Consider the following 25,863-nt stretch of genomic DNA (forward strand, 5'->3'; position numbering starts at 1 on the left):
AATCGCTCCTACTCCTTAACCGCTTTGATCAAATGACTGTCGTCGATGGGTTGCGCCACTTTCCGGTACAACTCCGGCTCCCACCCCAGCGCCGTGGTCTCGCGCATCAACCGTGCAACGCTGGCGTACAGGTCGTCCGCCAGCCACGACAGGCCACGCGAGGCCAGCAAGTCGGCAGCAATCACCGTGGCGTAGCTGCGCTGGCGCGGGGCATCTTGGGTGGCGTGCAGCTCCTGCAGGCGCAGCAGCACCACTTCCACGCCTTCGGTGTTTAGCTGGCTGGCCAGTTCGTCGCGCAGGCCGGCGTACTCCTGCACCGGGCTGCCGGTGGTTTGCGCCTGGTCGGCGCCGGTTATCCAGGCTTGGGTTTGCGCATCCACGAACGGAGTGCCGTCGCTAAAGCACAATTCCAGCAGGGCCGGGAGGCGGCAGACGAAACGTTCACAGGTTTGGCGGAGGGCGCCGGCTACTTCTTCCATTGCCAGGCGCGAGGCGACCTCGGCGGCCAGATAACTGCCGCGTAGCCAGTACGGCGAGGCGCAGACGCTTTTTTCGATGCGCAGCAGCAGGTTCGGCTCAATGGCGTTGTGGTTCAGCGCGTCCTGATAACCGTCGACGATATCTTTGGGCACAGCGGTCAATTCGGTGCGACGGTCGCGGGTAATAAGCGGCGCAGTACGCAAATGCGACCACAGGCCGAAGCGTCGCAGTTGGTAGCCGGTGGGGTCGTAGGGGTCTTGTTGATTGATCTGCTCGGCCATGTTCAACACGGCGCGGCGTTGTTCGCGCTCATTGCTCGGCGCTTGCGGTTTGTGGCTGGTGAAAAAGGCTGACTCCAGCACACTGCTGGACGTGGTCGCACGGGCGGACTCAGTGGCAACGACCGGCTCGCTGTATTTGTCCAACTGGCGTTGCAACGCGTCCAGCGGCGCAGGGTCGAGCTTGGCGCTTTCGACACAGCGTTGCAGATTGGCCAGGGCCAGTTCCGCCGCGGCTTGGTAGGCCGGTTCAAAACTGCTGCGCTCCAGGGCCGGCAACACCTGCCCCAGGTCGCCCAACAGGCGCTGCACTTGCTTGCGCTTGTTCAGGTAACCGGTGGGGCCGGGCTTGGGGTGGGCACTGTCCCAATACAGTTCGACCATGCCGGCCAACAAACCCAGGGCATCGGCCCAGCGCGCCCATTGGCGGGTGCGCAGCCACACCACTTGCAGGTGCGCGACGACGCGCCAGTGCTTGCACTGGGTCGCCAGGTACTGGCGGGACGCTTCGTCAATATACGGCCAGTCGATGTCGCCTTCACGCAGGCCGCCGAGCTTGACCATCTCCTGGTCGATGCTCTGGTAGGTTTCGTCCTCCACATCGAAATGCCCGGCGGGTTGCTTCGGGTCGATGGGGGTGAGCAACAACTTGACGGTGTCCGCTGGCACGTCGATTACCAGCGACATACTTGGCGCTCCTGCTCGATCAACTCACCCAGCCCTTCAGCGTCGAAGACCAGGCCGTGCAGCCGCGGATAGTCGCTCTCCAGTCGCAGGCGCTGGCCGCCGCCCATGTTGCGCAACAAGGCAATCGCCTGTAGCCCGCGCCCGGCATCGACCACCAGGCCGGCGTCGTCCAGCACCTGCCACTGATAGGCCGCGGAGACCGGGCGTTCATCCTTGAACAGTTGGATGCGAATCTTGTTCGGTTTGGCCGGCTCATCCAGCACCAGTTGCAGGCGCGAGATTTTCGATTCGCAACTGATGGCCAGGTAAGGCCGAGGTGGTAGCGCGCCCAACGCTGGGGCTGAGATTACGATGCGTTGTTGCTGATCGTTGTCCGGCTCCGGAAATGACGACAACAGGAAACGCTGATCCTCCGCAGGACGCCTGGCTTCATTGCGCTGCACCAGATCGACAATCGGCAGCACCCGGCCCAAGGCTCGTAGCGGCGAAGGTGGCTGATGAATGGGCGTGCCGGCCGCCAGATCAAAGCATTCCAGGCGCTTCAAGGGCGAGACGATGGCAGGGCAATCCTGGGTCGCTGCCTGCGCTTCTATTACGGCCACAACCGCGAGGCAAAGCCCCCATTTCCATCCTCGCCATCCGTTGTGCATCAACGCCTCCTGATAAGCCTTAGCGAAATCCGAACCGGGCGCTGCTGCAGTTTTTTAACTAACGCAGCCCGACCGGAAGTTCATTCAATTAACTTATCGAGCGTCACCCGACTACGAATTTTAGGCAAGTAAAAGACGAACAACTCGTCATTAATATCTGAATTAAAAGAGACGCCCTTCAGACCGATCCATGAAAAACGTAGGAAAAATTACAAAACCACTATTTGGCATTTTTCCTACATCCGAAAGCCACGAATCGCGTCCGCTTCGTCCTACATGACAAACTCCGCGACAGCTGTTTCTAATACGCCGACCTTCCGAAAAGGATTTTTCTCATGTCGAAATCTCATGGCTCTGTCGCGCCAAAAGAACGCGTCAACATTAAGTACGTCCCGGCCACGGGCGATCAACAGGCTGAAGTTGAGTTACCATTAAAGTTATTGATCACAGGTGACTTCAAAGGCCACGGCGAACTAACCGCCCTTGAAGATCGGCAATCCGTTCGAATAGACAAAGACACTTTCAACGAAGTACTGACCAAAGCCGAAGTTGCTCTGGACATGGCCGTTCCGTGCGTTTTGAACAACGACCATGACGCCGATTTGAATGTGCAACTTCAATTCAAAAGCATCGATGACTTCGGCCCTGACGCCATCGCCCGCCAAGTGCCGGAGTTAAACAAGTTGCTGGAATTACGCGAAGCCCTGATTGCACTCAAAGGCCCCATGGGCAATGTCCCGGCCTTCCGCAAACACCTGCAAAGCCTGCTGACCGATGAAACCGCCCGCCAACGTCTGGCCAGCGAACTGAACCTGGTGCTCGACGCACCCAACAACTGACTTGAACACCCTTCTCAACGGAGTACTCCCCATGCCTATGGAAAGCGCCGCCGCCCAAGTATTGGTGGCTGACGAACCCCTGTCGTTGCTCGACCAACTGCTGGCCAACACCACCATGCGTCCGTCTCAGGAAGGTTATGCCGTGGCCCGCCAAGGCGTGGCCGCGTTCATCAGCGAAATCCTGCAAAGCGGCGATCACCAGCAGCCGGTCAACAAGCACCGGGTTGACCAGATGATTACCGAAATCGACCGCGCCTTGGGCAAGCAGATGGACGTCATCCTGCATCAGCCGCAGTTCCAGCAACTGGAATCGGCCTGGCGCGGGCTGAAGCTGCTGGTGGATCGCACGGACTTTCGCGAGAACATCAAGCTGGAAATGCTGCACGTTACCAAAGACGAGCTGCTGGACGACTTCGACAACGCCGGCGACATCACCCGCAGCGGCTTGTACAAGCACGTCTACACCGCCGGCTATGGTCAGTTTGGCGGCGAGCCGGTGGGCGCCATCGTTGGCAACTACACCTTTGGCCCCAGCTCGCCAGACATCAAGTTGCTCAGCTATGTGGCTTCCATCGGCGCCATGTCCCATGCACCGTTTGTCTCGGCTGCGGGTCCCGAGTTGTTCAACCTGGAAGGCTTCCAGGGTCTTCCTGACCTCAAGGAGGTCAGCGACATTTTCGAAGGCCCACGCCACACCAAATGGCGCAGCCTGCGCGAATCCGAAGATGCCCGCCACCTGGCCCTGACCCTGCCGCGCTTCTTGCTGCGCCCGCCCTACAGCACCGACGACAATTCAACGCGCAGCTTCGGCTATGACGAAACCGTCGACGGCAACCACGACAACTACCTGTGGGGCAACACCGCGTTCCTGATGGCCTCGCGCATCACCGACAGCTTCGCCCGCTACCGCTGGTGCCCGAACATCATCGGCCCGCAGTCCGGCGGCGCGGTGGATGATTTGCCGGTGCACCTGTACGAGTCCCTCGGCCAGTTACAGGCCAAGATCCCGACCGAAGTGCTGATCTCAGACCGCAAGGAATTCGAGCTGGCCGAAGCCGGTTTCATCCCGCTGACCATGCGCAAGGACAGCGACAACGCGGCGTTCTTCTCTGCCAACTCGGTACAAAAACCGAAGAACTTTCCCAAGACCCGCGAAGGCCAGGAGGCCCAGACCAACTACAAGCTCGGCACGCAGTTGCCCTATCTGTTTATCGTCAATCGCCTGGCCCACTACATCAAGGTGCTGCAACGCGAGCAGATCGGTAGTTGGAAGGAGCGCCAGGATCTGGAACGCGAGTTGAACACCTGGCTCAAGCAGTACATCGCCGATCAGGAAAACCCTTCGTCCGACGTGCGCAGCCGCCGGCCCTTGCGTGCCGCGCAAATCGTCGTGCAGGACGTGGCCGGCGATCCGGGCTGGTACCAGGTGTCGTTGGCCGTGCGCCCGCACTTCAAGTACATGGGCGCCAACTTCGAGATTTCCCTGGTCGGTCGGCTGGACACCCAATAAGTGGGCGGCAGCCTGTTCGAACGCCTGGAGCCCGACGCACCGCGCTACCGCCCCGGCAGCGCGGATGAACAGGCGCACCAGCGGGTCGCGGCGATCAAACGCCACCTGGAACAGGTGCTCAACTCACGTCAGGGCTGCTCGCAAAGCAGCCCTGAACTGGGCCTGCGCGATTTCAACGGCGTCACCCAGGCCAGCAGTGATCTGGTGGTAGCCATCAGCGCCGATATCCGGCGTTCGGTGGAAGCGTTTGAACCGCGCATCAGGGTCACGGGCGTGCGCTATCAGCCCGACCCGGACCTGCCGCTGGAGCTGAACTTTCGCCTGGATTGCCAGGTGCGGGTCCACCACAAGGAAGAACAGGTGCAGATCGAGGTGGCCATGCATGGCCGCGACGGCTACACCCGCGTGAGATGAGGATGCAATGGACTTGAAACAACGCTTTGCCGAGGAGCTGCGCTACCTGCGCGAACTCGGTCGCGAGTTTGCCGAGGACAACCCACAGTTGGCGCAGTTTCTCGGCGACGAGGCCGGCGACCCCGACGTGGAGCGATTGCTGGAAGGCTTTGCCTTTCTCACCGCCAAGCTGGGCCTGAAGATCGACGACGATTTGCCGGAGCTGACCCGTCCGCTGCTGCAGATGCTTTGGCCCAATTACCTGCGGCCCCTGCCCAGCGCGACCATCATCCGTTTTACACCGTTGCCGGATGCGATCAGCCAGCGCCAGGTGATCCCCAAAGGCACGCCGTTGTTTGCCAAACCGGTGGATGGCATCTCCTGCCAGTTTCGTACCTGCACTGACGTCAACCTGTACCCATTGGCGTTGCAGGACGTCAGCGATGCCCACAGCCGCGAAGCCTCGGTGATGCGCATCGACCTCAAGGTGTTGACCGAGCAACCGCTGACCAGCATGGCCTGCGACCAGCTGGATTTTCATCTGGGCGGGGATAACGCCACTGCACAGACGTTGTACCTGTGGCTCGCCCACTACCTGGACAGCGTCACGTTGCACATTGATAAGCAAAGCTATCGCCTGTCGGCCAACGCTATCGGCTTTCCAGGTTTCACACCCGACGAGGCGCTGCTGCCCTACCCGCGCAATGTGTTCGATGGCTACCGGATCCTGCAGGAGTATTTTGTGTTCCCGCAGCGTTTTCACTTTTTCAGCCTGACCCAACTGGCGCGCGTCTGGCCCGAGGTCAGCGCCACCCGTCTGCGCTTTGAATTTCAGTTCAGCCGGCCCATGCCGCCTGATATTCGCCTGCGTACCAGCGATCTGCACTTGTACTGCGCGCCGGCGGTCAACCTGTTCCGTCACGACGCCAATCCGATTGCGCTGGATGGGCGCAGTCTGGAACGGCGTATCAGCCCCAGCGGCAACCGCCCCGAAGCCTACGAGATTTTCAGCGTCGACAAGGTGGCCAGTTGGGATGCCGCCGACAAGGAGCGCAAGGGTGATCCATTGCGGCGCTTTACCCCGTTCGAGTCGTTTCAGCATGAGATCGAACATGCGCGGGGCCGCACGGCACTGTATTTCCGCACACATATCGAGGAGTCCCACGGGCGTGAAGGCTTGCGCCATCGCATCGCCTTCGTGCGTGGCGACGAGAGCCTGTACATCGGCCAACGTGAAGCAGCCTCGATTGAGCTGACCTGCACCAACCGCGACCTACCGCAGTTGCTGGGGGTGGGTGATGTGTCGCTGTCCACCGAAATCACGCCGTCGTTTGCCACCTACACCAACCTGATTGCGCCGACCCGAAGCTACCGGCCGGTGCTGGATGCCAGCCTGCACTGGACGCTGATTTCCAACCTGTCGCTGAACTACCTGTCGTTGCTGTCGGCTGAGCCGCTCAAGGCGGTAATCCGCGCCTATGACTTCGCCGCCCTGCACGACCTGCAACAGGCCCGCGCTACCCGCAAACGCCTCAACGGTATCCAGAATGCAGTGACCACCCCCATCGACTGGCTGATGAAGGGCTTGCCGGTGCGCGGCGTACAAACCCGTTTGCAACTGAACCAGAACGCCTTTCTCTGCGAAGGCGAGCTGTACCTGTTCGCCAGTGTGCTTTCGCACTTCTTCGCGCTGTACGCGAGCATCAATTCCTTCCATCGCCTGGAAGTGATCAATACCACCAACAACGAGTGCTATGAATGGCCACTGTTGACCGGCAGACAACCCGTGATCTAGCCGATGTGCTGCTGGCCGACGCGCGGAACTATTCGTTTCACCGTCTGCTGGAGCATTTGCACGCCTTGCATGGCGACGACCTGGAAGCACGTCCCTTGAGTGCGGCGACGCGTCGGCGCGTGCGCCTGCAAAGCCATGCGGGGTTGGGCTTTCCGGCCTCCGACGTGGTCGAGGCGGCACGCATTGAGGAGGACCGCGAAGAGGTGCGCTATCGCTTGCAGACCAGCTTCTTTGGCCTGCACGGCACAGACTCGCCGCTGCCCGGTTATTACCTGGACCGACTGGCTTACGAGCAGGCCCAGGAGCGCGGGATTCGTCCAGCGTTCATGGATTTTTTCAACCATCGCTTGCTGACCCTGCTGCACACCAGCTGGCGCAAGAACCGCTACTACATTCGCTTTCAGGCCGAGGCCAGCGACCGCTTTTCGCGCTACGTATTTTCCATGGTCGGGCTGAACGACAACGACCTGCGCGGTGCGACGCCCCTACCGTGGGGCCGCCTGCTGAGCTTCGCTGGTTTGATCGCCAGCCGCAGCCGCTCGCCCTCGGTGGTGTCCGGTATCGTCGCGCATTGCTTCGACCTGCACGGCGTGCACATCCGTGAGTTCGAGGCGCGCTCGGTGAGTTTGCCGCAGCGCCAGCGCCTGTCACTTGGCAAGGCCAACGGTGTTCTCGGCAACGATTTCGTGGTGGGCGATCGCAGCAGGACCCGCGCCAGCAAGTTCACCCTGGTGATCCCCGACTTGTCCCAGGCGCGTTTTCGTCAGTTCTTGCCCAGCGGCGATCAGTTCGGGCGCTTGCGCCAGTTAATGGATTTTCTCCTGCGCGATGCCACCGCCTACGACCTGGAACTGGGGCTGCGCGAAGAAGACGTCCCGCCGTTCAACCTGCAACGCGCCAGCGGCACCCACCTGGGCTGGACCAGTTTTATCGAACATCAGCGCCACCGCTATCCCGCCGTGGTGCGGATTCGGGGGCGCGCATGACGCTGACCTTGCTTATCACCAATCCTGCGCAGCTGCTGCACGGGTATTTGCCCCTTCACCGGTTTGGCCGACAGGGCGGTAGCATCGGCAGTGCTACAGCGGATTGGCGCCTGGAGGACCGCCAGAACGGTGTATGGCCCAACCACTGTGATATTCGCGTCGTCGAAGGGCGCTTTTGCGTGATCGACCGCAGCGGCGGTACCTACGCCAATGGCCATGACTTGCCGTTGGGACGCAACATTGCGGTGAGCCTCAACGATGGTGATCGGTTGCAGATTGGTGCGTACCAGGTCGCGGTGCAGTTGGGTGAGCATGCCCCAGGGCAGCGTTCGCTCGACGAGCTGCTCGGCGACCACCCTGAGGGCATGCACGTGTGGCACCAGGAAGATGCGCCTAGCAGGCCACCGGCGGATGGACGACCTGCCATTTGCGCAGAATTCGAGCGCCTTTGTCGGCCCGTGGATTTCGCCGAGCAAGGCGACCCGCTGCGGGCGATGCATGAAGCACTGCCGCCCGAACCTTTGCCTGACAGTTGCATGACCGCGCCCAAGCGCAGCGTCAGCCGGTTCAGCAACCTGCGCCTGGGCACCCTGTTGCTGGCCTGCCTGGCCCTGGGCGGCTGCACCATGCTCGGAAAGATCGGCCAGGTGATCTGGACCCCATCGATCCCGGTCGGCGGCCCCGACGATCAGCCCAGCCGCTATTCCCTGAGCCTGTACGCCAACGACAACGTCAACCCGCGCCTGATCAGCACCGGCACGGCACCGGATGAAGGCGAGAGCCAGCTCCCTTACACCCTGAACGTGCAGGCCGCCAGTGCGCAGGCGCTGACGGACAAAGTGCAAACCCTGCTCGGTCATCTGTACGAAAGCGTGCCGGCCCAGTCGCCCTTGAGTCTGAAACCAGAGCCCGTCGTGCCGATGTCGCCGCTGGAAGACACGCTGTTGGGTGATTACGACGCCGAAGGCGTGAGCCTGACCACGCCGTGGGGCGATCCGGCCATGCAGCACGTCGCCACGCCGATCGCCTTCAAGGTGTTGCAACTGACCGACGACTCGCTGCTGGTCAACGCCAGTCCGCAAGCGATAACCGAGGACCTGAAAGACACCCTCGGCAGCACCTATGTCCGCGCCGACGATTACCTGCTTCAGCCCGGTCAGTTCAAGTTCATCGACCTGCGCGCCCTGGACGACGACACCCGCTTTATCGCGGTGATCGCCCATTACCACAACAGCGATGTCGGCCAGTGGAAACAGCGTTTGCGCGTCGAGCCAAAGGGCCGCCAGTACGCCGTGCTGGTGCATCTGAACGCCGATCAGGTCGAGCTTAAAGGAGAAACCCGATGACGCCTTTTCCAGCCGTTTTTGCCCAGAGTAATTACCGATGAGTTCACGCAACCCCGTCATCTGGCATGAAGGTTTGTTCGTCAAACCCCAGCACTTCCAGCAACAGGCCCGCGCCGCCGAAGCCGCCGTGCACCAGCGCCTGCACAGCCTCAACGACGCGCTCTATGGCTTCAGCGAAATGACGTTGAACGACGAATACCTGAGCTTCGGCAAAATCGCCATTACCCGGGCACGCGGGATCATGCCCGATGGCAGTGTCTTCGACATTCCCCACGACCTGGCGCCGCCCTCCCCGCTGGAGATCGCTGACAGCAGCGCGGTCGGCCAGATCGTCTACCTGGCCCTGCCACTGCGCTCCAACGGAGCCCTCGAAGTGCGCTGGCCCGACCAGTACGGCAACAGCCGCTACATCGCCCGCCGCGAGGAAATCCGCGACACCCACAGCGATGACGGCGATCAGGTCGGCATGGACCTGGCCATGCCCAACCTGCAACTGATGCTCGAACGCAGCGACCGCAGTGCCTTCACCGGCATTGCCCTGGGCAGAATCAAAGACAAACGCCCGGACGGCAGCCTGGTGATGGACGAGCATTTCTACCCCACCAGCCTGTCCTTGCAAGCGGTGCCGGCACTGCACCGCTACCTGGGTGAAGTGGCCGGCCTGATGCGTGAACGTGCCAAGAACCTGGCCCAGCGCATCGGTTCACCGGGGCAGTCGGGTGTGGCTGATGTCACTGACTTCAACCTGCTGCAAACCCTCAACCGCTTGTTCCCGTTGTTCCAGCACCTGGCCCGTCAGCATCAGGTCCACCCGGAGCGGCTGTACATCGCCCTGGCCCAGGCCTGCGGTGAACTGGTGACCTTTACCGATGAGGGCCACCTGCCCCAGGAATACCCGGCCTACCAGCACGACAACCTGCGCGAATCCTTCCAGGTGCTGGAACACACCCTGCGCCGCGCCCTCGGCACCGTGTTGCAACCGCGCGCCGTGTCGTTGCCGATCATCGAGCAGCAATACGGCGTGCGCAGCGCCGCCTTGAACGACAAACGCCTGCTGGACAACGCCGAATTCATTCTGGCAGTGCGCGCCGAACTGCCCGCCGAGACCCTGCGTCAGCAACTGCCCAAGCAGATCAAGATCACCTCTACCGAAGGGCTGGAGCAACTGGTCAGCCTGCAACTGCCGGGCATCCCATTGCGGCCGCTGCCGGTGGCGCCGCGGCACCTGCCCTTCCATGCCGGATTCAGCTATTTCGAGCTCGACCGGCATCACCCCGCTTGGCAAAGCCTGAGCAGTGGCAGCGGGTTCGGTTTTCATATTGCCGGTGAATTCCCGGAACTGGAGTTGCAGTTCTGGGCGATCAGGAGTGAGAGAGATGAGTGAAGCAACGCCCACCAAAACCCCGCCACCTGCGGGCAACCATCAGCTGTTGGGTTATTTGCAACAGGCGACCGGCAGCAAAGAACCGGACTCCGTTAAGGAGCAGACCAAGCCAAAGCCGCCCGTGCTGCTCGCCGACCCTGAATTCGACTTGCGCGGCGTGGCCTGGAACCCGCTGTGCGATGCCGCCACGCCGCTGATCGGCCTGGTCATCCGCCTGCGCCGTTTGGACCAGCACGATGACGTACCTGCGCTGTACCTGAGTGTCAGCAACCAGATCACCACAATCATGGAGGAAGTCAGCCTGCTCGACTACGACGCTGGCATGCTCAAGGCCTACTCCTACAGCCTGTGCCTGCTGGTGGACGAGGTGGTCATGCGCACCACCTGGGGCAAGCTCTCCAGCTGGAGTGCACGCTCGTTGCTCAGCCAGTTCCACGGGGAAACCCAAGGTGGTGAAAAATTCTTCACCGTGATGAACAACATGATCCCCGAAGCGGCCCGATACCAGCACGTGCTGGAGTTCATGTACCAGTGCCTGATCTCCGGTCTTAAAGGGAAATACGGCGTCCATATCAACGGCGATGACGAAATACAGAAAATCATCGACCAACTGCACGGCCTGTTGCGCCCCTTGCGCGGCGAGACACCCAAACGCCTGACCGACCCGCTGAAAAACGTCGCGCCGCGCAACTACCGAATCAAACGCGCCTGGCCGCTGTGGACGCCCTGGGCTATGGCCGCCGTCGTGCTGACGGTGGCCTACACGATTTACTCCATCCGCCTGAACACCATCACCCAGCAAGTGCTGGTGTCGCTGGAGCGGGTGCTGCACCTGTAACCGATTTTCAGCGCACTCATCCCGAGCGCCTGCAAAGCCATGGCCGTGTCGGCCATAACCCGCGACCTACAAGGGTCGTTACTTGATCGCGACAAGGAGTTTGTCATGCCAACACCCGCGTACATCAGCATCCACGGCAAAAACCAAGGGCATATCACCAAGGGCGCGTTCACCGCTGACTCGGTGGGCAACGTTTATGTGGAAGGTCACGAAGACGAAATCCTCGCCCAGGAAATCGACCACGCAATCGGTACCCCCACCGATCCACAGAGCGGTCAGCCATCCGGACAACGGGTGCACAAGCCGCTGACGTTCACCAGCGCCTTGAGCAAAGCCTCGCCGCTGCTCTATCAGGCCCTGGCCACCGGGGAAATGCTGCCGACCGTTGAGGTCAAGTGGTTCCGCACCTCGACCGATGGCAAACAGGAGCACTTCTTCACCACCAAACTGGAAGACGCCACCGTCGTCGACATCCACACCGTGCTGCCCCATGCCCAGAACAGCGACAACCAAAACTACAGCCAACTGATCAAGACCAGCCTGGCGTATCGCAAGGTCAGCTGGAGCCATGTCGTAGCCGGCACCGAAGCGTCCGACGACTGGCGCAAACCGGCTTAATCGCCAACCGGCACGTTCCGCCGCGCAGGCGGCGGAATGTTCAGTCCCCACTGATCAACTGCCCCCTCACTCACCACAAGGAGGTCTCATGCCCCGTCAAAGCGACCTGCGTTACACCTTCGAACCGCTGCGGGGCGATCCCTTCGAAGTGGTCTCGTTTACCCTTGAAGAAGGACTCTCCCAGCCCTTCAAACTCGAACTGGAGCTGGTCAGTCACCACCCAGCCATCGACTTCTACCGCATGCTCGACCTGGCCGCCGTGTTCACCATCTGGCGCGACGACACCCCGGTGCGCTACGTCCATGGTTTGGTCAGCCTGTTCCAACAAGGCGACACCGGCTTTCGCCGCACCCGCTATACCGCCGTGGTCGAGCCGACCCTGAAGCGTTTCGACTTGCGTTCCAACTGGCGGATTTTCCAGAGCCAGACCGTGCCCGACATCATCATCAACGTGCTCGCCGAACAAAAGCTCACCGACATCCGCAGCGAAATCTGCTTCGAGCACCAACCCCGCGAATACTGTGTGCAGGCCGGCGAAACCGACCTCGACTTCATCGCCCGCCTCGCCGCCGAAGAAGGCCTGCTCTACACCTTCGAACACCGCGCCGACGGCCACACGCTGATCCTGACCGACCGCGTCGGCGGACTGGGGACCATCGGCACCCACACCGACTGTCCGGTGATCTACCAGCCCATGGGTGGCGGCGATTCCATGGAGCCGGCCCTGACCCGCTTCCACTACACCGAACAGGTGCGCACTGCCGTGCAGGTACAGCGCGACTACACCTTCACCCACCCGCGCTACAACCAGCAACACACCGCCACCGGCGACCAGGACCTGAACAACCAGCACAAGGACTACGAACGGTACGACTATCCCGGGCGCTACAAACGGGATATCGCCGGCAAGCCCTTTACCAAGACCCGCCTGGCAGCCCTGCGCAACGACGCCAAATTGGCCCATGTGGAAGGCGACGATCAACGTCTGCAACCGGGGTTGGCCTTCGACCTCAACGATCATCCCCGCGAGGACTTCAATGATCGTTGGCGCACCATCGCCATCAAGCACGAGGGCAAGCAGCACACCAGTTTGCAGGAAGAATCCTTTGGTAGCGGCCTCGGAACCTCTTACTCGTTGAAAGCCAGTGCCATCCGCTGGACCTCGGACTGGAAGGCTCCGATGCGCGACAAACCCTGCATCGACGGCCCGCAGATCGCCACGGTGGTTGGGCCTCCCGGTGAAGAGATTTATTGCGATGAATGGGGCCGGGTCAAGGTGCAGTTTCCTTGGGATCGCTCGGACAAAAACAACGACCAGAGCTCGTGCTGGATTCGTGTGGCCCAAGGCTGGGCCGGTGCGACTTGGGGCGCCATGGCCGTGCCTCGGATCAATCAGGAACTGATCATCAGCTTTTTGGACGGCGATCCTGACCAGCCGATCGCCACGGGGCGGACCTACCGCCAAACCAACCTGCCGCCCTACGAACTGCCCAAACACAAGACGCGGATGACCATCAAGAGCCGAACCCATAAGGGCGAAGGTTTCAATGAGCTGCGCTTTGAGGATGAGCTGGGCCAGGAGGAGGTGTTTATCCATGCTCAGAAAGACCAGAACACCGTGGTCAAGAACAACCAGACCCTGACTATTGGAGCGGACAGAACCAAGAGTATCGGTCATGACGAAAACGTCAGTGTCGGTCGAAATCGTGCACGCGTGGTGAGGACCAACGACACCGTGAAAGTCGGTGGCAACAAGAACGACACGGTCGTCGGCGAGTACGAGATCGAAGTTGGCGGCACGCTGCGTTTGAAGTGCGGCAAGACGCTCATTGAGCTGCATGCAAACGGCAAGCTGAACATCACGTGCGAGGAATTCAACATTACCGGTGCGCAGACCGGCCAGATCAACACGCTGAGCGCAAAACTCGACCTTAACCCGGAAGGTGCGGCGGCCGGCGCTACCGCGAATGGGCAAGACAGTGGTGCGCTGAAGGCCGGTGTAGATGGGCATTTTGCATAGCCCCCACCCTTCTCATTACCCAGCTATCAAAGAAAAGGACGTGCCTGCAATGGCTGATTATCTGACCCATGATGTAATCCTTGATTTTGCAGATGAAACACCCGAGGACGCGACACTGAACGTCCTGCGCTTTCAAGCGCGAAATACCACGCTGGTGATTGCCCGCAGTCCCGTTGGTAAACAGCAGACCCTGGATGAAGCACTGACGGCTCAGCTGGATCAACTGCGCAACAAGACTCAAGCATTGAGCATCACACCGGCACAAATCACGCACGTGGGGCACCAGCAGCAAGTGGAGGGCCGAGAAATGGCCGTCCAGTTCATGACCGGCGACAAGTCTAACTTCCAGTTGCAGGTCGCCTGTCTGATCCCCGGCCAACAACGCATGCTGGTTCTCAACTACAGCAAACAAGGCCCATTAAGCGACGGCGATATCAGCCATTGGCGCGCCATCAAGCAAACGCTGCGCTTTTCCTGAACTTCTCCCCTAAGAAACCGGTTCTCGATCAGCAAGGAGCTACTTGCCAATGGCACAAATTGTCCACGCCGCCCGGCAGGGTGACGCCATTCTTCACCCATCACTCCTCGCCGAATTGATCAGCGCAGCAGTGGAAACTGTCATCTATGCGGCAGCTGCGTTGGCGGTGACTGCGGCTATTGGTCTTGCTGTCGTGGGCACCGCCTTCACGGGCGGCGCGTTCGGGATTGTAATCGGGATGGCTGCCGGCGTTGCGGTAGGCGCCATGAGCTCGATGCCCATAGGAGAGGATCGAAGTATCGGTGACGCCATCTCCGACTTTAGCGACTCCGTTGGCAACGCAATGTCGTCTCCGACGGTCTTAGGCGAAATCAAAAGCGGCTCCAAAAATACCTTTATCAATGGCAAACCCGCCGCTCGCGCTGCGGCGATCAGTTCCCCCAATGGGTCTGAAGAAGAGGAAAAAGGCGAGGAGCCCTCAGTTCTGGAGAACGTAAGTGCGATAGCCCAAACGGCTCTGGGATATGCATTTCCTCCCTTCAAGTTGGTCAAAGACTTCTTTGACACGGTTCATCAAATTTTCAACCCTCCAGTAACAACCTCCGCAGCGCCGGGGTTCACCCCCAAGGAAGAAGACAAGATCACCTGCACCCGTCATCCCCCCATGCCTGAGACCTACATCGCACAGGGCTCAGACAAGGTGCAGATCAATAGTCGGCCGGCGGCACGCTCGGGAGATAAGGCCACCTGCGATGCCACCATTGATGTAAACGCCAACGTCTCGCCCAATGTGCGTATTGGCGGCGGAACGGTGACCGTTCGGAACATTCACAATGGCAAAAGCAAGACTGCGCAGATCGTGGGGATTGTAGCGGCACTGCTTATATCCCGACGAATGGGGGCTCGCCGTCGTCGGTGTTCAGAAACGAAAATTAAATTCACAATCCCTGGGCTCAAAGGCAATCCCGTGCAGGTTTCCACCGGTGGCAAAATCCTCGGCGGTGAAGAAGACGTCGACTTCAGCCTACCTGGGTTGCTGGGCATCGAGTGGGCCCGAAGCTACGACAGCAACGACTCCCGAACCAACGGTCTTTTCGGTCGGGGCTGGAGCGTTCCCTATGAGGTGGAAATCGTCCGTGTCCCGCATCCCCACGGCGGCGAGCTATGGATCTATGTCGACGAGACAGGCAACCGCCTGGAGCTGGGCCAACTCATAGCCGGCAATGCGTTCGTCAGCGCCATCGATGGCTTGGCCTTCTTCCAGTTGGAGGATGGTCAGACCGTTGTCGAAGACATCTACGCAGGCCGCTATCAGGTTTTCCAGCCTGACCCGCATGACCCGCAACGCTCGCGACTGATCCGCTTGGGCGACCGCAACCTCAACGTCCTCGACATGCTGTACGACGAACAGGGCTGCCTGCACTACCTCGTCGACAAGTACAGCCAAACCGTTGTGCAGCTTCACTATGATCAACACCATCCAAAGCGTGTCAGCAAGGTGTCTCGTGTATTCCTGAAAGCCGGCGAAAACCCCAGCATCGAGCGCAACAAGACGCTGGCCAGCTATCGCTACACACGCAGAGGTCAGTTGCATGAAGTGTTGGACGCCACCGACCACGTGGTCCGCCGCTTCACCTACACCGCCGAGGGCTACCTGAACAGCCACCAGATCGCCAGTGGCGCCGTCCGCGAGTACGAATGGGCACGCTTTGCCATCCCCGAGAACCGCCCCACACCCAAGCGTGCAGACGGCACCGCGTACCAACTTCCGCCACTATTGGAGCCGCAACCCGACCACGAATGGCGCGTCACCCGCCACTGGGGCAGCGACGGCGAAGAGTATCGATTCGAATACGACCTGGAACGGGGTGAAACCCACGTCACCGACAGTCTTGGGCGCCAAGACCATTACTATTGGGGCCCGTTCTATGAGATCTACAAGCATATCGATCCCCTGAGCAATTGCTGGCAGGAGGAAATCATCGCCGGGCAATTGATGAAGAGTGTCGATCCACAGGACGGCGAATGGCACTACAGCTATGATGACATCGGCCGCCTGATCGAGACGCGCGATCCATTGGGGCGTAGCGAACACATCCGCTACCTGCGGCACTGGGCATTGCCTGTCGAAGTCACCGACACTGCCGGGTGCACGTACCGTTCCCGCTACGACGCCCAGGGCAACCTGCTCTGGGAAGCGGATCCGCTGGGCCGCACGACACACTACCACTACGATCCCGAAGGCCGGGTGGTACGCGTCACCGACGCGCTGGACAAGACCAAGTACCTGAGCTGGAACGCGCACGGGCAGTTAGTCAGTTACCGCGATTGTTCCAATGCGCAAACGCTGTACCACTACGACACCGACGGGCGCCTGTGCGAAAGCATCAACGCCCGCGGCGAGCACACTCATTACCGTTACGACGCCCGTGGTTATCTGATCGAAAGCGAACGCCCCGACGGCCGAATCGATCGCTACGATATCGACGCCGCAGGCCAACTGACCGCCTATACCGACCCGGCCCAGCACATCACCCGCCTGCGTTATGACCGCAGTGGCCGGCTGGTCCAGCGGGTTGACGCCCTCGGCCACAGCGTCGAGTTTGGCTACGACGCTTATGGTCGCCTGCTGCACCTGAGCAATGAAAACCACGAACGCTACCGCTTCGAGTGGGACGCGCTGGACCGCCTGCTGGCCCAGCAAGATCTGGACGGCAGCGGACATATCTACCAGTACGACCCGTTGGGCGAGGTCACCGGCATCCGCCATATCCCCGCGCCGAATGCAGAACCTGATCTGGATAGCAAGGACAGCGCCGAACCGCACACGCCACTGGTACATCATTTCGAGCGTGACGCCCTCGGCCGCCTGATCCGCAAACGCACCGACGATGGCGTCGCCGAGTATGCCTACGATAACGCCGACAACCTGCTGGCGATCAGTTTTACCGATAACCAAGGTGACCAGCAGCGGCTCGACTATACCTACGACGCCCTCGGCCAACTGCTCAGCGAGACCAACAGCGCCGGCCTGCTGCAGTACGACTACGACGAACTGGGCAACCTGCAAACCCTGACCCTGCCCGACCAGCGCCAACTCAATCACCTGTACTACGGCAGCGGCCATCTGCATCAAATCAATCTGGGCGGCCGAGTGATCAGCGACTTCGAGCGCGACTCACTGCGCGAGGAAGTGCTGCGCACCCAGGGCGCCCTGCACACCCGCATCCGTTACGACCGCAATGGCCGACTCAGCCAGAAAACCCTGCACTACCAGCAGGTGGCCCGCGAGGTGTTGCCGTTGTTGCAGAAGGACTACCAGTACGACGCCAGCGACAACCTGGTGGCCGAAATACTCACCCAGACCCAGCGTCCCGGCAGCAGCCGCCCGACCGCAGCGGCCAATGACGACAGCCTGATCGGGCGATTTCACAATCAGGCAACAACCGGCAAGTCCTATCAAGGCAGCGCCCAATATGGCTACAACCCCGTCGAGCAGATCCAAAGCATGCACCGCAGCGGCCCCACGTCGTTGGGCCAGCATATCGAGAGCCTCAACTACGACGCGGCCGGCAACCTGTTCGATGGCTGTCGGGTCAATGGGCTGATCAAGCACAACCGCGTGCATGTGTATCAGGACAAGCGTTATCGCTATGACCGCTTTGGGCGGCTGAGCGAAAAGCGCAGTGGCAGCTGCCGTATTCAGCGTTTCGAGTACGACGCCGAACACCGACTGATCGAAGTACATCAACAGAACGGCGCCCTGCGCCAACGCGTGGTGTTTGGCTACGATCCACTGGGCCGGCGCATCAGCAAGCAGGTGTACAACGACGACGCCAGCGAGCCGAGCAACCGCACGCTGTTCCACTGGCAAGGGTTGCGGCTGCTGGAAGAGGTGCAGGACGGCAGGCCCAGCCTCTATGTCTACGCAGACCCAGCCAGCTATGAACCCTTGGCCCGTGTCGATGGCAAACCGGGTAGCGAGGCGATCTTCTACTTCCACACCAACCTGGCCGGGCTGCCGGAACAGCTCACCGACACCGCCGGCAACACGGTGTGGCACAGCGAGTACCAGGCCTGGGGCAAGGCGCGGGACGAATGGCATGATCAGCAGCCAGGGCGTGAACAGAACCTGCGTTTTCAAGGCCAGTACCTTGACCGCGAAACCGGGCTGCACTACAACACCTTCAGGTTTTTTGATCCGGATGTGGGGCGGTTTACCCAGCCGGATCCGATTGGGTTATCAGGAGGTTTGAACCTCTATCAGTATGCGCCGAACCCGATTGGGTGGGTTGACCCATGGGGCCTGGCGAGTCACTCACCGGGCGAATACGATGTATTTTTTGAAGCCCGTCTACCTTCGCGAGAAATGTATCGCATGGGGGATCCCGCACACTTTAGTGAATCGAACAGGCAGCTCTACTACGCAATGAAAAATGATGCCTCATTAAAGAACCGACTGGAGTCCAAGTATCCCGGCATTTACAAACATGTATCACCTACAAAATTCGGAACATTTAGAGGAAAATCCTTCAAAAACACAACATGGCATCATCACGGTCGAGCCGGAGGACTACTACAGTTGGTTGACACAGCCGATCATAAAAGCAGACATAACGACTACCACCCTAAAGGTAAGGGTGGCCGAAAAATATGGGGCGGCGGATCCCTTTGTAGATAATCTCTGGAGCTATCAAGTGAAAAAATTCAAATCATTGCCCGAGCTAATCGCAACCTATGAATCACTAGACTGGAGCGGAACACTTTTTACAAATAAGCAGTCTTGGGAAATCTCCCCTACAAAAACTGAAATTTTACTACTAGAGGGAGACGACGAACTTGAAGACCTGACCGAAGATCAACTGCCACGCCTTGCCCAAACCAACAATGCATCTTACTTACTGGATGTTGAAATTTTCAAGAGCGTCATCGACTTTCAAAGAGACAGGACTCACAACTCTAACATCCACGATTACGTGCATGCCTTAAATTACTATTTAGAGAACGATGACTTCTACGACCCAAGTTAAGTCAAGACTAGAAATTTAAAGTCAAATCTAAATTCAACCAATGCAATAACTTGGAGAGATCGGTACGGCCCTGCGTCCATGAGAGATCACCATTTGATCCCTCAGGCGATGATGAAAGACGAAGCCTTCTTAGCTCAGATGAAAAAGGCTGGAATACCAGATCCAGAGAACTATATTCACCGACAGATTTCACGAATCCCCAATGCCCAGCACTCCAACATTCATAAATCCGGCTGGAATCAACAATGGAAAAATTGGTTCACCGAAAACCCAGACTTTAAGAAGTCCGATCTACAAAGAAATATAAAAAACATGATGAGGCAGTACAACATCCCCAAATCATCAAGAACCTTCGCCAAAAAATATGGATGCAAATGAAATCAATATGAAAACCGAACTCGAATTTCAGAAGGCGCTTTTGTTACTAGACCGTGGAGACGTGGAGAGGGGCCGCCAAAAACTGGAAGATGTCATCTCCCAGGCAAACGATACCAATGACACAGTGACACTAATTCAATCATTGGTATGCCTTGGTGAGTTACTAATTGAGCTGGGTTCACCTGAAGAGGCGATCCGCACTTTAAATAGAGCTCTAACGTTCCAGAATGACGATGAAGCGTTAACTTATGAAATTGATCGAGCAACCGAGCTACTGTCTAGAGCTTCCAAAAAGCCATGATAAAATCACTCACAGACCATTTCAAACCTTCACCCTGCCGATCTGCGCTAACTCAACAACCTGATGAGCTACGGCAGCGGCCACCTGCATCATCTCAACCTCAACGGCAGGGGTAACCAACGATTTCGAGCGCTACTGCACGACTAAGTGCTGCATACCCAAGGCAGCCTGCCCCCCCACCCGCAGCGGTCGTCTCAGTCAGAAAGCCCTGCACTACCGCAACGCCACCCGCGAAGCGCTGCCGCTGTTATAGAAAGACTACCAGTACGACGCCAGCGACAATCTGGTGGCCGCTACGTCCATGGCCTGGTCAGCCTGTTCCAGCGGGGCGACACCGCCTTTCGCCGCACCCGTTACACCGCCGTGGTCGAGCCGACCCTGAAGCGTTTCGATCTACGCTCCAACTGGCGCATCTTCCAGGCCCAGACCGTGCCCGACATCATCACCAACGTGCTCGCCGGACAAAAGCTCACCGACATCCGCAGCGAAATCTGCTTCGAGCACCAACCCCGCGAATACTGTGTGCAGGCCGGCGAAACCGACCTCTACTTCATCGCCCGCCTCGCCGCCGAGGAAGGCCTGCTCTACACCTTCGAACACCGTGCCGACGGCCACACGCTGATCCTGAGCGACCGCGTCGGCGGACTGGGCACCATCGGCATCCACACCGATTGCCCGGTGATCTACCAGGCCATGGGTGGCGGCGACTCGGGGGCTCGATGGCCATCCCGCGTGTGGGTCAGCAATTGGTGATCAGCTATTTAGACAGGGATCCCGACCAGCCGCTGGCGACAGGCAGCGCATACAGACAGACCAACCTGCCGCCCTTCCAACTGCCCAAACACAAGACGCGGATGACCATCAAGAGTCGCACTGGTCTTTGCCTTCCCCTAGCCCTACCACTCTCTTACGCCATCAACTCCACCACCCAATCAATAAACACCCGCAACTTGAGGCTGACATGCCGGTTCGGCGGGTAGGCGATGTAAAGGGGCATCGGTTCAAGCTGCCAGTCTTCGAATAGCGGCAGCAATTCTCCGTTTGCCACAGGCGCGTCAGACATGTACGTGGGCAACCACAGCACGCCCAACCCGGCGAGGCCCGCCGCGAGGTAGGCGTTGCCGTCATCGACCGCGAGCACGTGGCGGCCTTTGATTTGCAGATGTTCATGGCCGTTGTGCAAGGCATAAGGCACGGGTTTGCCCGTGCGGGCCCAGAGAAAAGCGACGACGCGGTGATGGGAGTCTTCCAGTTCCAGCGGATGCGCCGGCGTGCCCTCGCGAGCCAGATACACTGGCGCGGCAAACACGCCCAATGGCAGATCAGCGACCTTGCGCGCCATCAACGATTGGTCGAGCAGTTCGCCACCGCGCACCACGCAATCGACGTTCTCATCGATGATGTCGACGATGCGGTCGCTGACGCCCATGTCGATCTGGATATCCGGGTAGCGCGCATGAAACGCTGGCAAGGCCGGCACCAGAATCAGCCGCGCGAACGGGCTCGGTACGTCGACCCGCAAACGCCCCCGCGGCAGTGTTGCAGCGCCGGGCAGGCTGGTTTCGGCGTCGTCCAGATCGGCCAGCAGCTTGATCACCCGCTCGTAATACGCCGCGCCGTCGGCGGTGACGTTGACTTTGCGCGTGGTGCGATTGAGCAACCTGACCCGCAAGCGGGCCTCAAGTTGCTGCACCAGTTGGGTGACGGTGGTCTTGCTCATGTGCAAGGTCTCGGCGGCCTTGGTGAAACTGCCCGCCTCGACCACCCGGGCAAAGGCCTGCATTGCATCGAACCGGTCCATCCGCGCCCCTCGATTGTTTGGGATTTGCAAACAGTGAACGCCAAGCTTGCGCGTTTATCCTGCAGCTGCAAATACCTAAAGTCAGCCCATCAATCACTGATGGAGTCAGCTTCATGTCCAAGCGCGATGTAGTTTTTCCTCCAGCCCGCCACGCCCTGTATGAGCGCCACCGTTACTCGCCGGCGATTCGCTCCAACGGTTTTCTGTTTGTCTCCGGACAAGTCGGCAGTCGCGAGGACGGTTCACCCGAGGCGGACCTGCGCGATCAGGTGCGCACCGCCTTCAACAACCTCAACGCGATCCTCGCTGAGGCTGGTTGCAGCTTCGATGATGCAGTGGATGTCACGGTGTTCATGGTCGATCCGCAGTCGACGTTCGAAACGATATGGAGTGTGGTGCCGGAGTTCTGGGGCGAAGCACCGTTTCCGACTGTCACCGCTGTCGGCGTGACCTGGCTGGCGGGTTTCGATTTTGAACTCAAGGTGATTGCGAAACTGCCCGAAGCGGCCTGACCGGTACAGCACATAAACAGACACAACGCGCCGGCACGGAGGCTGGCCAATCTCCTCGCGAATGCGTATAACCTCGCCGTTTCGTCTACCCTGACGTGGCGCGCCGTTAACTACCGGTGGCCCTTCGAATGTTGACGCTTACGAAACGGAGAATTCTATGTTCAAGCGTACCCTCGTCCTCACCGCCGGTCTGGCGCTGTCCTTTTCTGCCCTGATGACGCAAGCCGCTGATGTGTTGCGCGTCAGCGCGATTCCCGACGAAGCCCCGACCGAGCTGCTGCGCAAGTTCGAACCGCTGGGTGCCTATCTTGAGCAGCAACTGGGCATGAAGGTGCAGTTCGTACCCGTTGCCGATTACCCGGCGGTGGTTGAAGCCCTGGCCACCGATCGCCTCGACATCGCCTGGCTCGGCGGTTTCACTTTTGTCCAGGCACGTTTGAAGACTGACGCGACCACCCCGGTGATCCCGTTGGTGCAGCGCGAACAGGATGCGCAGTTCACCAGCAAGTTCATCACCGCCGACCCGAACGTGAAAAGCCTTGCTGATCTGAAGGGCAAGACCTTCGCTTTCGGTTCCGTCTCTTCCACGTCCGGCAGCCTGATGCCGCGTTACTTCATGCTCAAGAATGACGGCATCAAGCCGGAAGCCTATTTCAGTCGCGTCGCCTACTCCGGCGCTCACGACGCCACCGTTGCCTGGGTACAGGCCGGCAAGGTCGATGCCGGTGTGTTGAACGCCAGTGTCTGGCAGAAACTGGTCGATGCCGGCAAGGTCGACACCAACAAGGTCAAGGTCTTCGCCACCACGCCAACCTACTTCGATTACAACTGGACCGTGCGCGGCACCCTTGATCCGAAGCTGGCGGCGAAAATCAAGAAAGCCTTCCTCGACCTCGACCCGGCCAATCCTGAGCAGAAGAAGATTCTTGATCTGCAGGCGGCCAGTCGCTTCATCGACACCAAGCCTGAAAACTACAAGGGCATCGAGGAAGCCGCCCGCGCCGCCGAACTGCTGAAATGACCCTACGCCTTCACCGGGGCAGCCTGCGCCACGCCAACGGCGTCGAAGCCCTTCGCGGTATCGACGTGCAGATTGGCGTCGGCGAACAGGTCGCGATCATCGGCCCGTCCGGTGCCGGCAAGTCGAGTTTGCTCAACCTGCTGGCAACCGCGCTGAAGCCCAGCAGCGGCGAGATCGAGGTGCTTGGCGAATGCGCCTGGCACGTGTCGTCCCGACAACGCCAGCGCCTGCGGGCGCGCATCGGTCTGGTGCATCAGGCGCCGCCGATTCCGCCGCGTCAGCGGGTCATCACCGCGGTGCTGGCCGGCAAGCTCGGTCAGTGGAGCCTGGGCAAAAGTCTACTGAATCTGCTGCATCCGCTGGACGTGGCCGGTGCGCGCGCCGCACTGGCGCAACTGGACCTGGGCGACAAATTGTTCGCCCATTGCCAGCAATTGTCGGGTGGGCAATTGCAGCGCGTCGGCATTGCCCGGGTGTTGTATCAGGCGCCGGAAATTCTGCTGGCCGACGAGCCGGTCTCGGCGATGGACCCGGTGCTGGCCGGGCATACGCTGTCGATCCTGGCGCGCCATGCCCGCGAGCATAACGTGACGCTGGTGGCGAGTCTGCACGCGGTGGAACTGGCGCTGGCGCACTTCCCACGGATCATCGGTTTGCGCGACGGGCAGGTCCTTTTCGACTGCCCTTCCGATCAGGTCAGCCGCGACAAGCTCGATGCGCTGTACGCCAACGAACAACTGCAATCGCCAACCGCTGCGGTGGCGCCGTTGATTGTGCAGATCCCGCGATGCTGAAAACGGACACACGCGACCCTGCGGCGTGGCCGCGATTACTGCTGACCGTCCTGGCGATTGCCCTGCTGTGGCCGGGCATCCTCCTCAGTGAACTCGATCTGGGTGTGCTGTTTCAAGCCGACAGCCAAAGCGAAATGGGCCGTTTCGTCTCGGCGTTCTGGCCGCCTGCGCACGATGAAGCGTTCCTGCGATTGCTGCTCAAAGCCACCCTGCAAACCTTGGCGATTGCCACGGCGGGCATGGCGCTGGCCTTGCTGCTGGCAGTGCCGGCAAGCCTGATCGCCAGCCGCGCGTTGTCACTTTCTGCCGCCTCACGCGGCGGCGTGCCGAGCCTGCCCGGGCGCTTGCTGCGCTGGCCGGTGCGCGGCTTGCTGATTTTTCTGCGCAGCGTGCCGGAAATCGTCTGGGCGCTGTTGTTCGTCCGCGCGGTCGGCTTGGGTCCGGCGGCGGGCGTGCTGGCCATCGCCATCACTTACAGCGGCATGCTCGGCAAGGTCTACGCGGAGATTTTCGAATCCACCGACCAGCGCCCGGCGCACGCCTTGCTGCAGGCCGGCAGCGGTCGGCTGGCGGCGTTCGCCTACGGCACGCTACCCAATGTTGCCGCAGAGCTGCTGTCGTACACGGTCTATCGCTGGGAATGTGCAATCCGCGCATCGGTGGTGATGGGCTTTGTCGGGGCCGGCGGTCTGGGCCAGCAAATCGATTTATCGATCCGCATGTTCGCCGGCGGTGAAGTCGCCAGCATGTTGCTGACGTTTTTGCTGCTGGTGCTGTGCGCCGATCAGCTCAGCCGTCTGTTGCGCTGGAGACTGACATGAGGCGCCTGATCAATGTGCTGATGATCCTCGGCATTGCCGTCGCCGTGGTCGCCTCCTTCGCTTATCTGGAGCTGGATCTCGGCGAGCTGGGCAGCGCCAACAGCCTCAAGCAGATGGGCGCTTATGTGCAGCGTTTTCTCAGCCCCGACTTAAGCGCTGGTTACCTGAAAGCCATCACTCACGGTTCGCTGGAAACCCTGGCCATGTCGGCCCTTGGCACCCTGCTCGCGGCGCTATTTGGTATCGTTCTGGCGCTGCCCGCCGCCGGGCGTTTCGGCTGGCCGCTGCAAAGCGCGGCGCGCTTGCTGCTCAACGGCTTGCGGGCGATTCCGGAGCTGGTCTGGGCGGCGCTGATGGTGCTCGCCGCCGGGCTTGGGCCGAACGCCGGCACCCTCGCCCTCGCCCTGCACACCACCGGCGTACTCGGTCGGCTGTTCGCCGAAGCGCTGGAAAACACCCCGCCGCAACCGGCCGAAGCGATCCGTTTGCAGGGCGGTAATCCGATTCTCGCGTTCTGCTACGGCACCCTGCCGAATCTGGCCCCGCAACTGCTCGCCTACTGCCTGTATCGCTGGGAAAACAACATCCGCATGGCCAGCGTGCTGGGTTTTGTCGGCGCTGGCGGCCTGGGCCAGATGCTCTATGTCAGCCTGAGCCTGTTTCAGGAAGCGCAGGCCAGTACGGTGATTCTGGCGATGCTGTTGCTGGTGTTTCTGGTCGACTGGTTGAGTGCCTGGAGCCGCCAGCGTTGGGTGAAAGCGTAGGCCGAGTGGATATCTGGCAAAAGCTGATTATGCTTGAGGAAACCTTGCAGCCCTGCGAGGCGGTCAGACTGTGCAAGCTTCACGCGACAGCAATGGCGGCAGATGCCAACGGGCCAGAGTGCGACAGGCAGTAACGGGG

24 protein-coding genes are annotated in these 25,863 nt (G+C 60.2%); 21 read left to right on the plus strand and 3 right to left on the minus strand.

All coding sequences use genetic code 11. The features are described from left to right. Positions 1-8: 8 nt before the first annotated feature. Positions 9-1,445, minus strand: coding sequence for a type VI secretion system protein TssA (gene tssA / locus HU765_RS09855; protein ID WP_186619989.1), 1,437 nt, complete (start codon positions 1,443-1,445; stop codon positions 9-11). Further along, positions 1,433-2,095 carry a type VI secretion system-associated protein VasI gene (gene vasI / locus HU765_RS09860; protein WP_189684216.1) on the minus strand — a complete coding sequence of 221 codons (663 nt, stop codon included), beginning with the start codon at positions 2,093-2,095 and terminating at the stop codon, positions 1,433-1,435. The genes tssA and vasI overlap by 13 nt, the downstream gene beginning before the upstream one ends. 335 nt (positions 2,096-2,430) lie before the next feature. Between vasI and tssB the strand changes: the two genes are divergently transcribed. From tssB to HU765_RS09940, 16 genes are all read left to right on the plus strand, one after another. Beyond that, a complete protein-coding gene (gene tssB, locus HU765_RS09865; RefSeq protein ID WP_186619997.1) occupies positions 2,431-2,934 on the plus strand; it encodes a type VI secretion system contractile sheath small subunit in 504 nt (167 codons plus the stop codon). Positions 2,935-2,971: 37 nt separating this feature from the next. Further along, complete coding sequence (gene tssC, locus HU765_RS09870; RefSeq protein ID WP_186620194.1) at positions 2,972-4,444, plus strand: type VI secretion system contractile sheath large subunit; 1,473 nt, start codon at positions 2,972-2,974, stop codon at positions 4,442-4,444. After that, on the plus strand, positions 4,445-4,858 hold the full coding sequence (gene tssE, locus HU765_RS09875; RefSeq protein ID WP_186619999.1) for a type VI secretion system baseplate subunit TssE: 414 nt from the start codon (positions 4,445-4,447) through the stop codon (positions 4,856-4,858). It abuts the gene before it with no gap. 7 nt (positions 4,859-4,865) lie between these two features. Then, on the plus strand, positions 4,866-6,632 hold the full coding sequence (gene tssF / locus HU765_RS09880; RefSeq protein WP_186620011.1) for a type VI secretion system baseplate subunit TssF: 1,767 nt from the start codon (positions 4,866-4,868) through the stop codon (positions 6,630-6,632). Beyond that, complete coding sequence (gene tssG, locus HU765_RS09885; RefSeq protein ID WP_186620020.1) at positions 6,596-7,618, plus strand: type VI secretion system baseplate subunit TssG; 1,023 nt, start codon at positions 6,596-6,598, stop codon at positions 7,616-7,618. The genes tssF and tssG overlap by 37 nt, the downstream gene beginning before the upstream one ends. Then, positions 7,615-8,964, plus strand: a complete 1,350-nt coding sequence (gene tssJ, locus HU765_RS09890; protein WP_186620023.1) for a type VI secretion system lipoprotein TssJ — start codon at positions 7,615-7,617, stop codon at positions 8,962-8,964. Before tssG ends, tssJ begins: the two co-directional genes overlap by 4 nt. 37 nt (positions 8,965-9,001) lie before the next feature. Beyond that, positions 9,002-10,348, plus strand: coding sequence for a type VI secretion system baseplate subunit TssK (gene tssK / locus HU765_RS09895; protein WP_186620025.1), 1,347 nt, complete (start codon positions 9,002-9,004; stop codon positions 10,346-10,348). Further along, the gene (gene icmH, locus HU765_RS09900; protein WP_186620026.1) at positions 10,341-11,186 is read left to right on the plus strand and encodes a type IVB secretion system protein IcmH/DotU; all 846 of its coding nucleotides are present in this window, start codon (positions 10,341-10,343) and stop codon (positions 11,184-11,186) included. Before tssK ends, icmH begins: the two co-directional genes overlap by 8 nt. Before the next feature lie 105 nt (positions 11,187-11,291). Continuing rightward, positions 11,292-11,804, plus strand: coding sequence for an Hcp family type VI secretion system effector (locus HU765_RS09905; protein WP_186620028.1), 513 nt, complete (start codon positions 11,292-11,294; stop codon positions 11,802-11,804). Between the two features lie 88 nt (positions 11,805-11,892). Beyond that, positions 11,893-13,824 (plus strand): type VI secretion system tip protein TssI/VgrG, encoded by a 1,932-nt coding sequence (gene tssI, locus HU765_RS09910; RefSeq protein ID WP_186620034.1) that lies wholly within the window; start codon positions 11,893-11,895, stop codon positions 13,822-13,824. Positions 13,825-13,873: 49 nt separating this feature from the next. Further along, entirely contained in the window at positions 13,874-14,302 is a 429-nt protein-coding gene (locus tag HU765_RS09915) for a DcrB-related protein (RefSeq protein WP_186620042.1), read from the plus strand. A gap of 49 nt (positions 14,303-14,351) precedes the next feature. After that, on the plus strand, positions 14,352-18,983 hold the full coding sequence (locus HU765_RS09920; RefSeq protein WP_186620043.1) for an RHS repeat-associated core domain-containing protein: 4,632 nt from the start codon (positions 14,352-14,354) through the stop codon (positions 18,981-18,983). Positions 18,984-18,999: 16 nt separating this feature from the next. Then, a complete protein-coding gene (locus HU765_RS09925) occupies positions 19,000-19,332 on the plus strand; it encodes a hypothetical protein (protein WP_186620044.1) in 333 nt (110 codons plus the stop codon). Between the two features lie 78 nt (positions 19,333-19,410). Further along, the gene (locus HU765_RS09930; protein ID WP_186620045.1) at positions 19,411-19,710 is read left to right on the plus strand and encodes a DUF2380 domain-containing protein; all 300 of its coding nucleotides are present in this window, start codon (positions 19,411-19,413) and stop codon (positions 19,708-19,710) included. Positions 19,711-19,717: 7 nt separating this feature from the next. Next, positions 19,718-20,011: a hypothetical protein gene (locus tag HU765_RS09935; RefSeq protein ID WP_186620046.1), complete on the plus strand. Its 294-nt coding sequence runs from the start codon at positions 19,718-19,720 to the stop codon at positions 20,009-20,011. Positions 20,012-20,158: 147 nt separating this feature from the next. After that, the gene (locus HU765_RS09940; RefSeq protein ID WP_346727520.1) at positions 20,159-20,764 is read left to right on the plus strand and encodes a contractile injection system protein, VgrG/Pvc8 family; all 606 of its coding nucleotides are present in this window, start codon (positions 20,159-20,161) and stop codon (positions 20,762-20,764) included. A gap of 154 nt (positions 20,765-20,918) precedes the next feature. Here HU765_RS09940 and HU765_RS09945 read toward each other — a convergent pair whose 3' ends face one another. Continuing rightward, positions 20,919-21,812 carry a LysR family transcriptional regulator gene (locus tag HU765_RS09945; RefSeq protein WP_186620060.1) on the minus strand — a complete coding sequence of 298 codons (894 nt, stop codon included), beginning with the start codon at positions 21,810-21,812 and terminating at the stop codon, positions 20,919-20,921. A gap of 113 nt (positions 21,813-21,925) precedes the next feature. Here HU765_RS09945 and HU765_RS09950 point away from each other — a divergent pair, with 113 nt between their 5' ends. The 5 genes from HU765_RS09950 (at position 21,926) to phnE (ending at position 25,724) form a co-directional block, all read left to right on the plus strand. Then, a complete protein-coding gene (locus tag HU765_RS09950) occupies positions 21,926-22,324 on the plus strand; it encodes a RidA family protein (RefSeq protein WP_186620062.1) in 399 nt (132 codons plus the stop codon). A gap of 157 nt (positions 22,325-22,481) precedes the next feature. Continuing rightward, positions 22,482-23,345, plus strand: coding sequence for a putative selenate ABC transporter substrate-binding protein (locus tag HU765_RS09955; protein ID WP_186620064.1), 864 nt, complete (start codon positions 22,482-22,484; stop codon positions 23,343-23,345). Beyond that, positions 23,342-24,139 carry an ATP-binding cassette domain-containing protein gene (locus HU765_RS09960; RefSeq protein WP_186620066.1) on the plus strand — a complete coding sequence of 266 codons (798 nt, stop codon included), beginning with the start codon at positions 23,342-23,344 and terminating at the stop codon, positions 24,137-24,139. Before HU765_RS09955 ends, HU765_RS09960 begins: the two co-directional genes overlap by 4 nt. After that, on the plus strand, positions 24,133-24,960 hold the full coding sequence (locus HU765_RS09965) for an ABC transporter permease (protein WP_186620067.1): 828 nt from the start codon (positions 24,133-24,135) through the stop codon (positions 24,958-24,960). Before HU765_RS09960 ends, HU765_RS09965 begins: the two co-directional genes overlap by 7 nt. Next, on the plus strand, positions 24,957-25,724 hold the full coding sequence (gene phnE, locus HU765_RS09970; protein WP_186620068.1) for a phosphonate ABC transporter, permease protein PhnE: 768 nt from the start codon (positions 24,957-24,959) through the stop codon (positions 25,722-25,724). The genes HU765_RS09965 and phnE overlap by 4 nt, the downstream gene beginning before the upstream one ends. Positions 25,725-25,863 lie beyond the last annotated feature (139 nt).

Origin of the sequence: Pseudomonas sp. SWRI81, assembly GCF_014268545.1 — a bacterium.
In the GTDB taxonomy this organism is placed as follows: Bacteria; Pseudomonadota; Gammaproteobacteria; order Pseudomonadales; family Pseudomonadaceae; genus Aquipseudomonas; species Aquipseudomonas hamedanensis.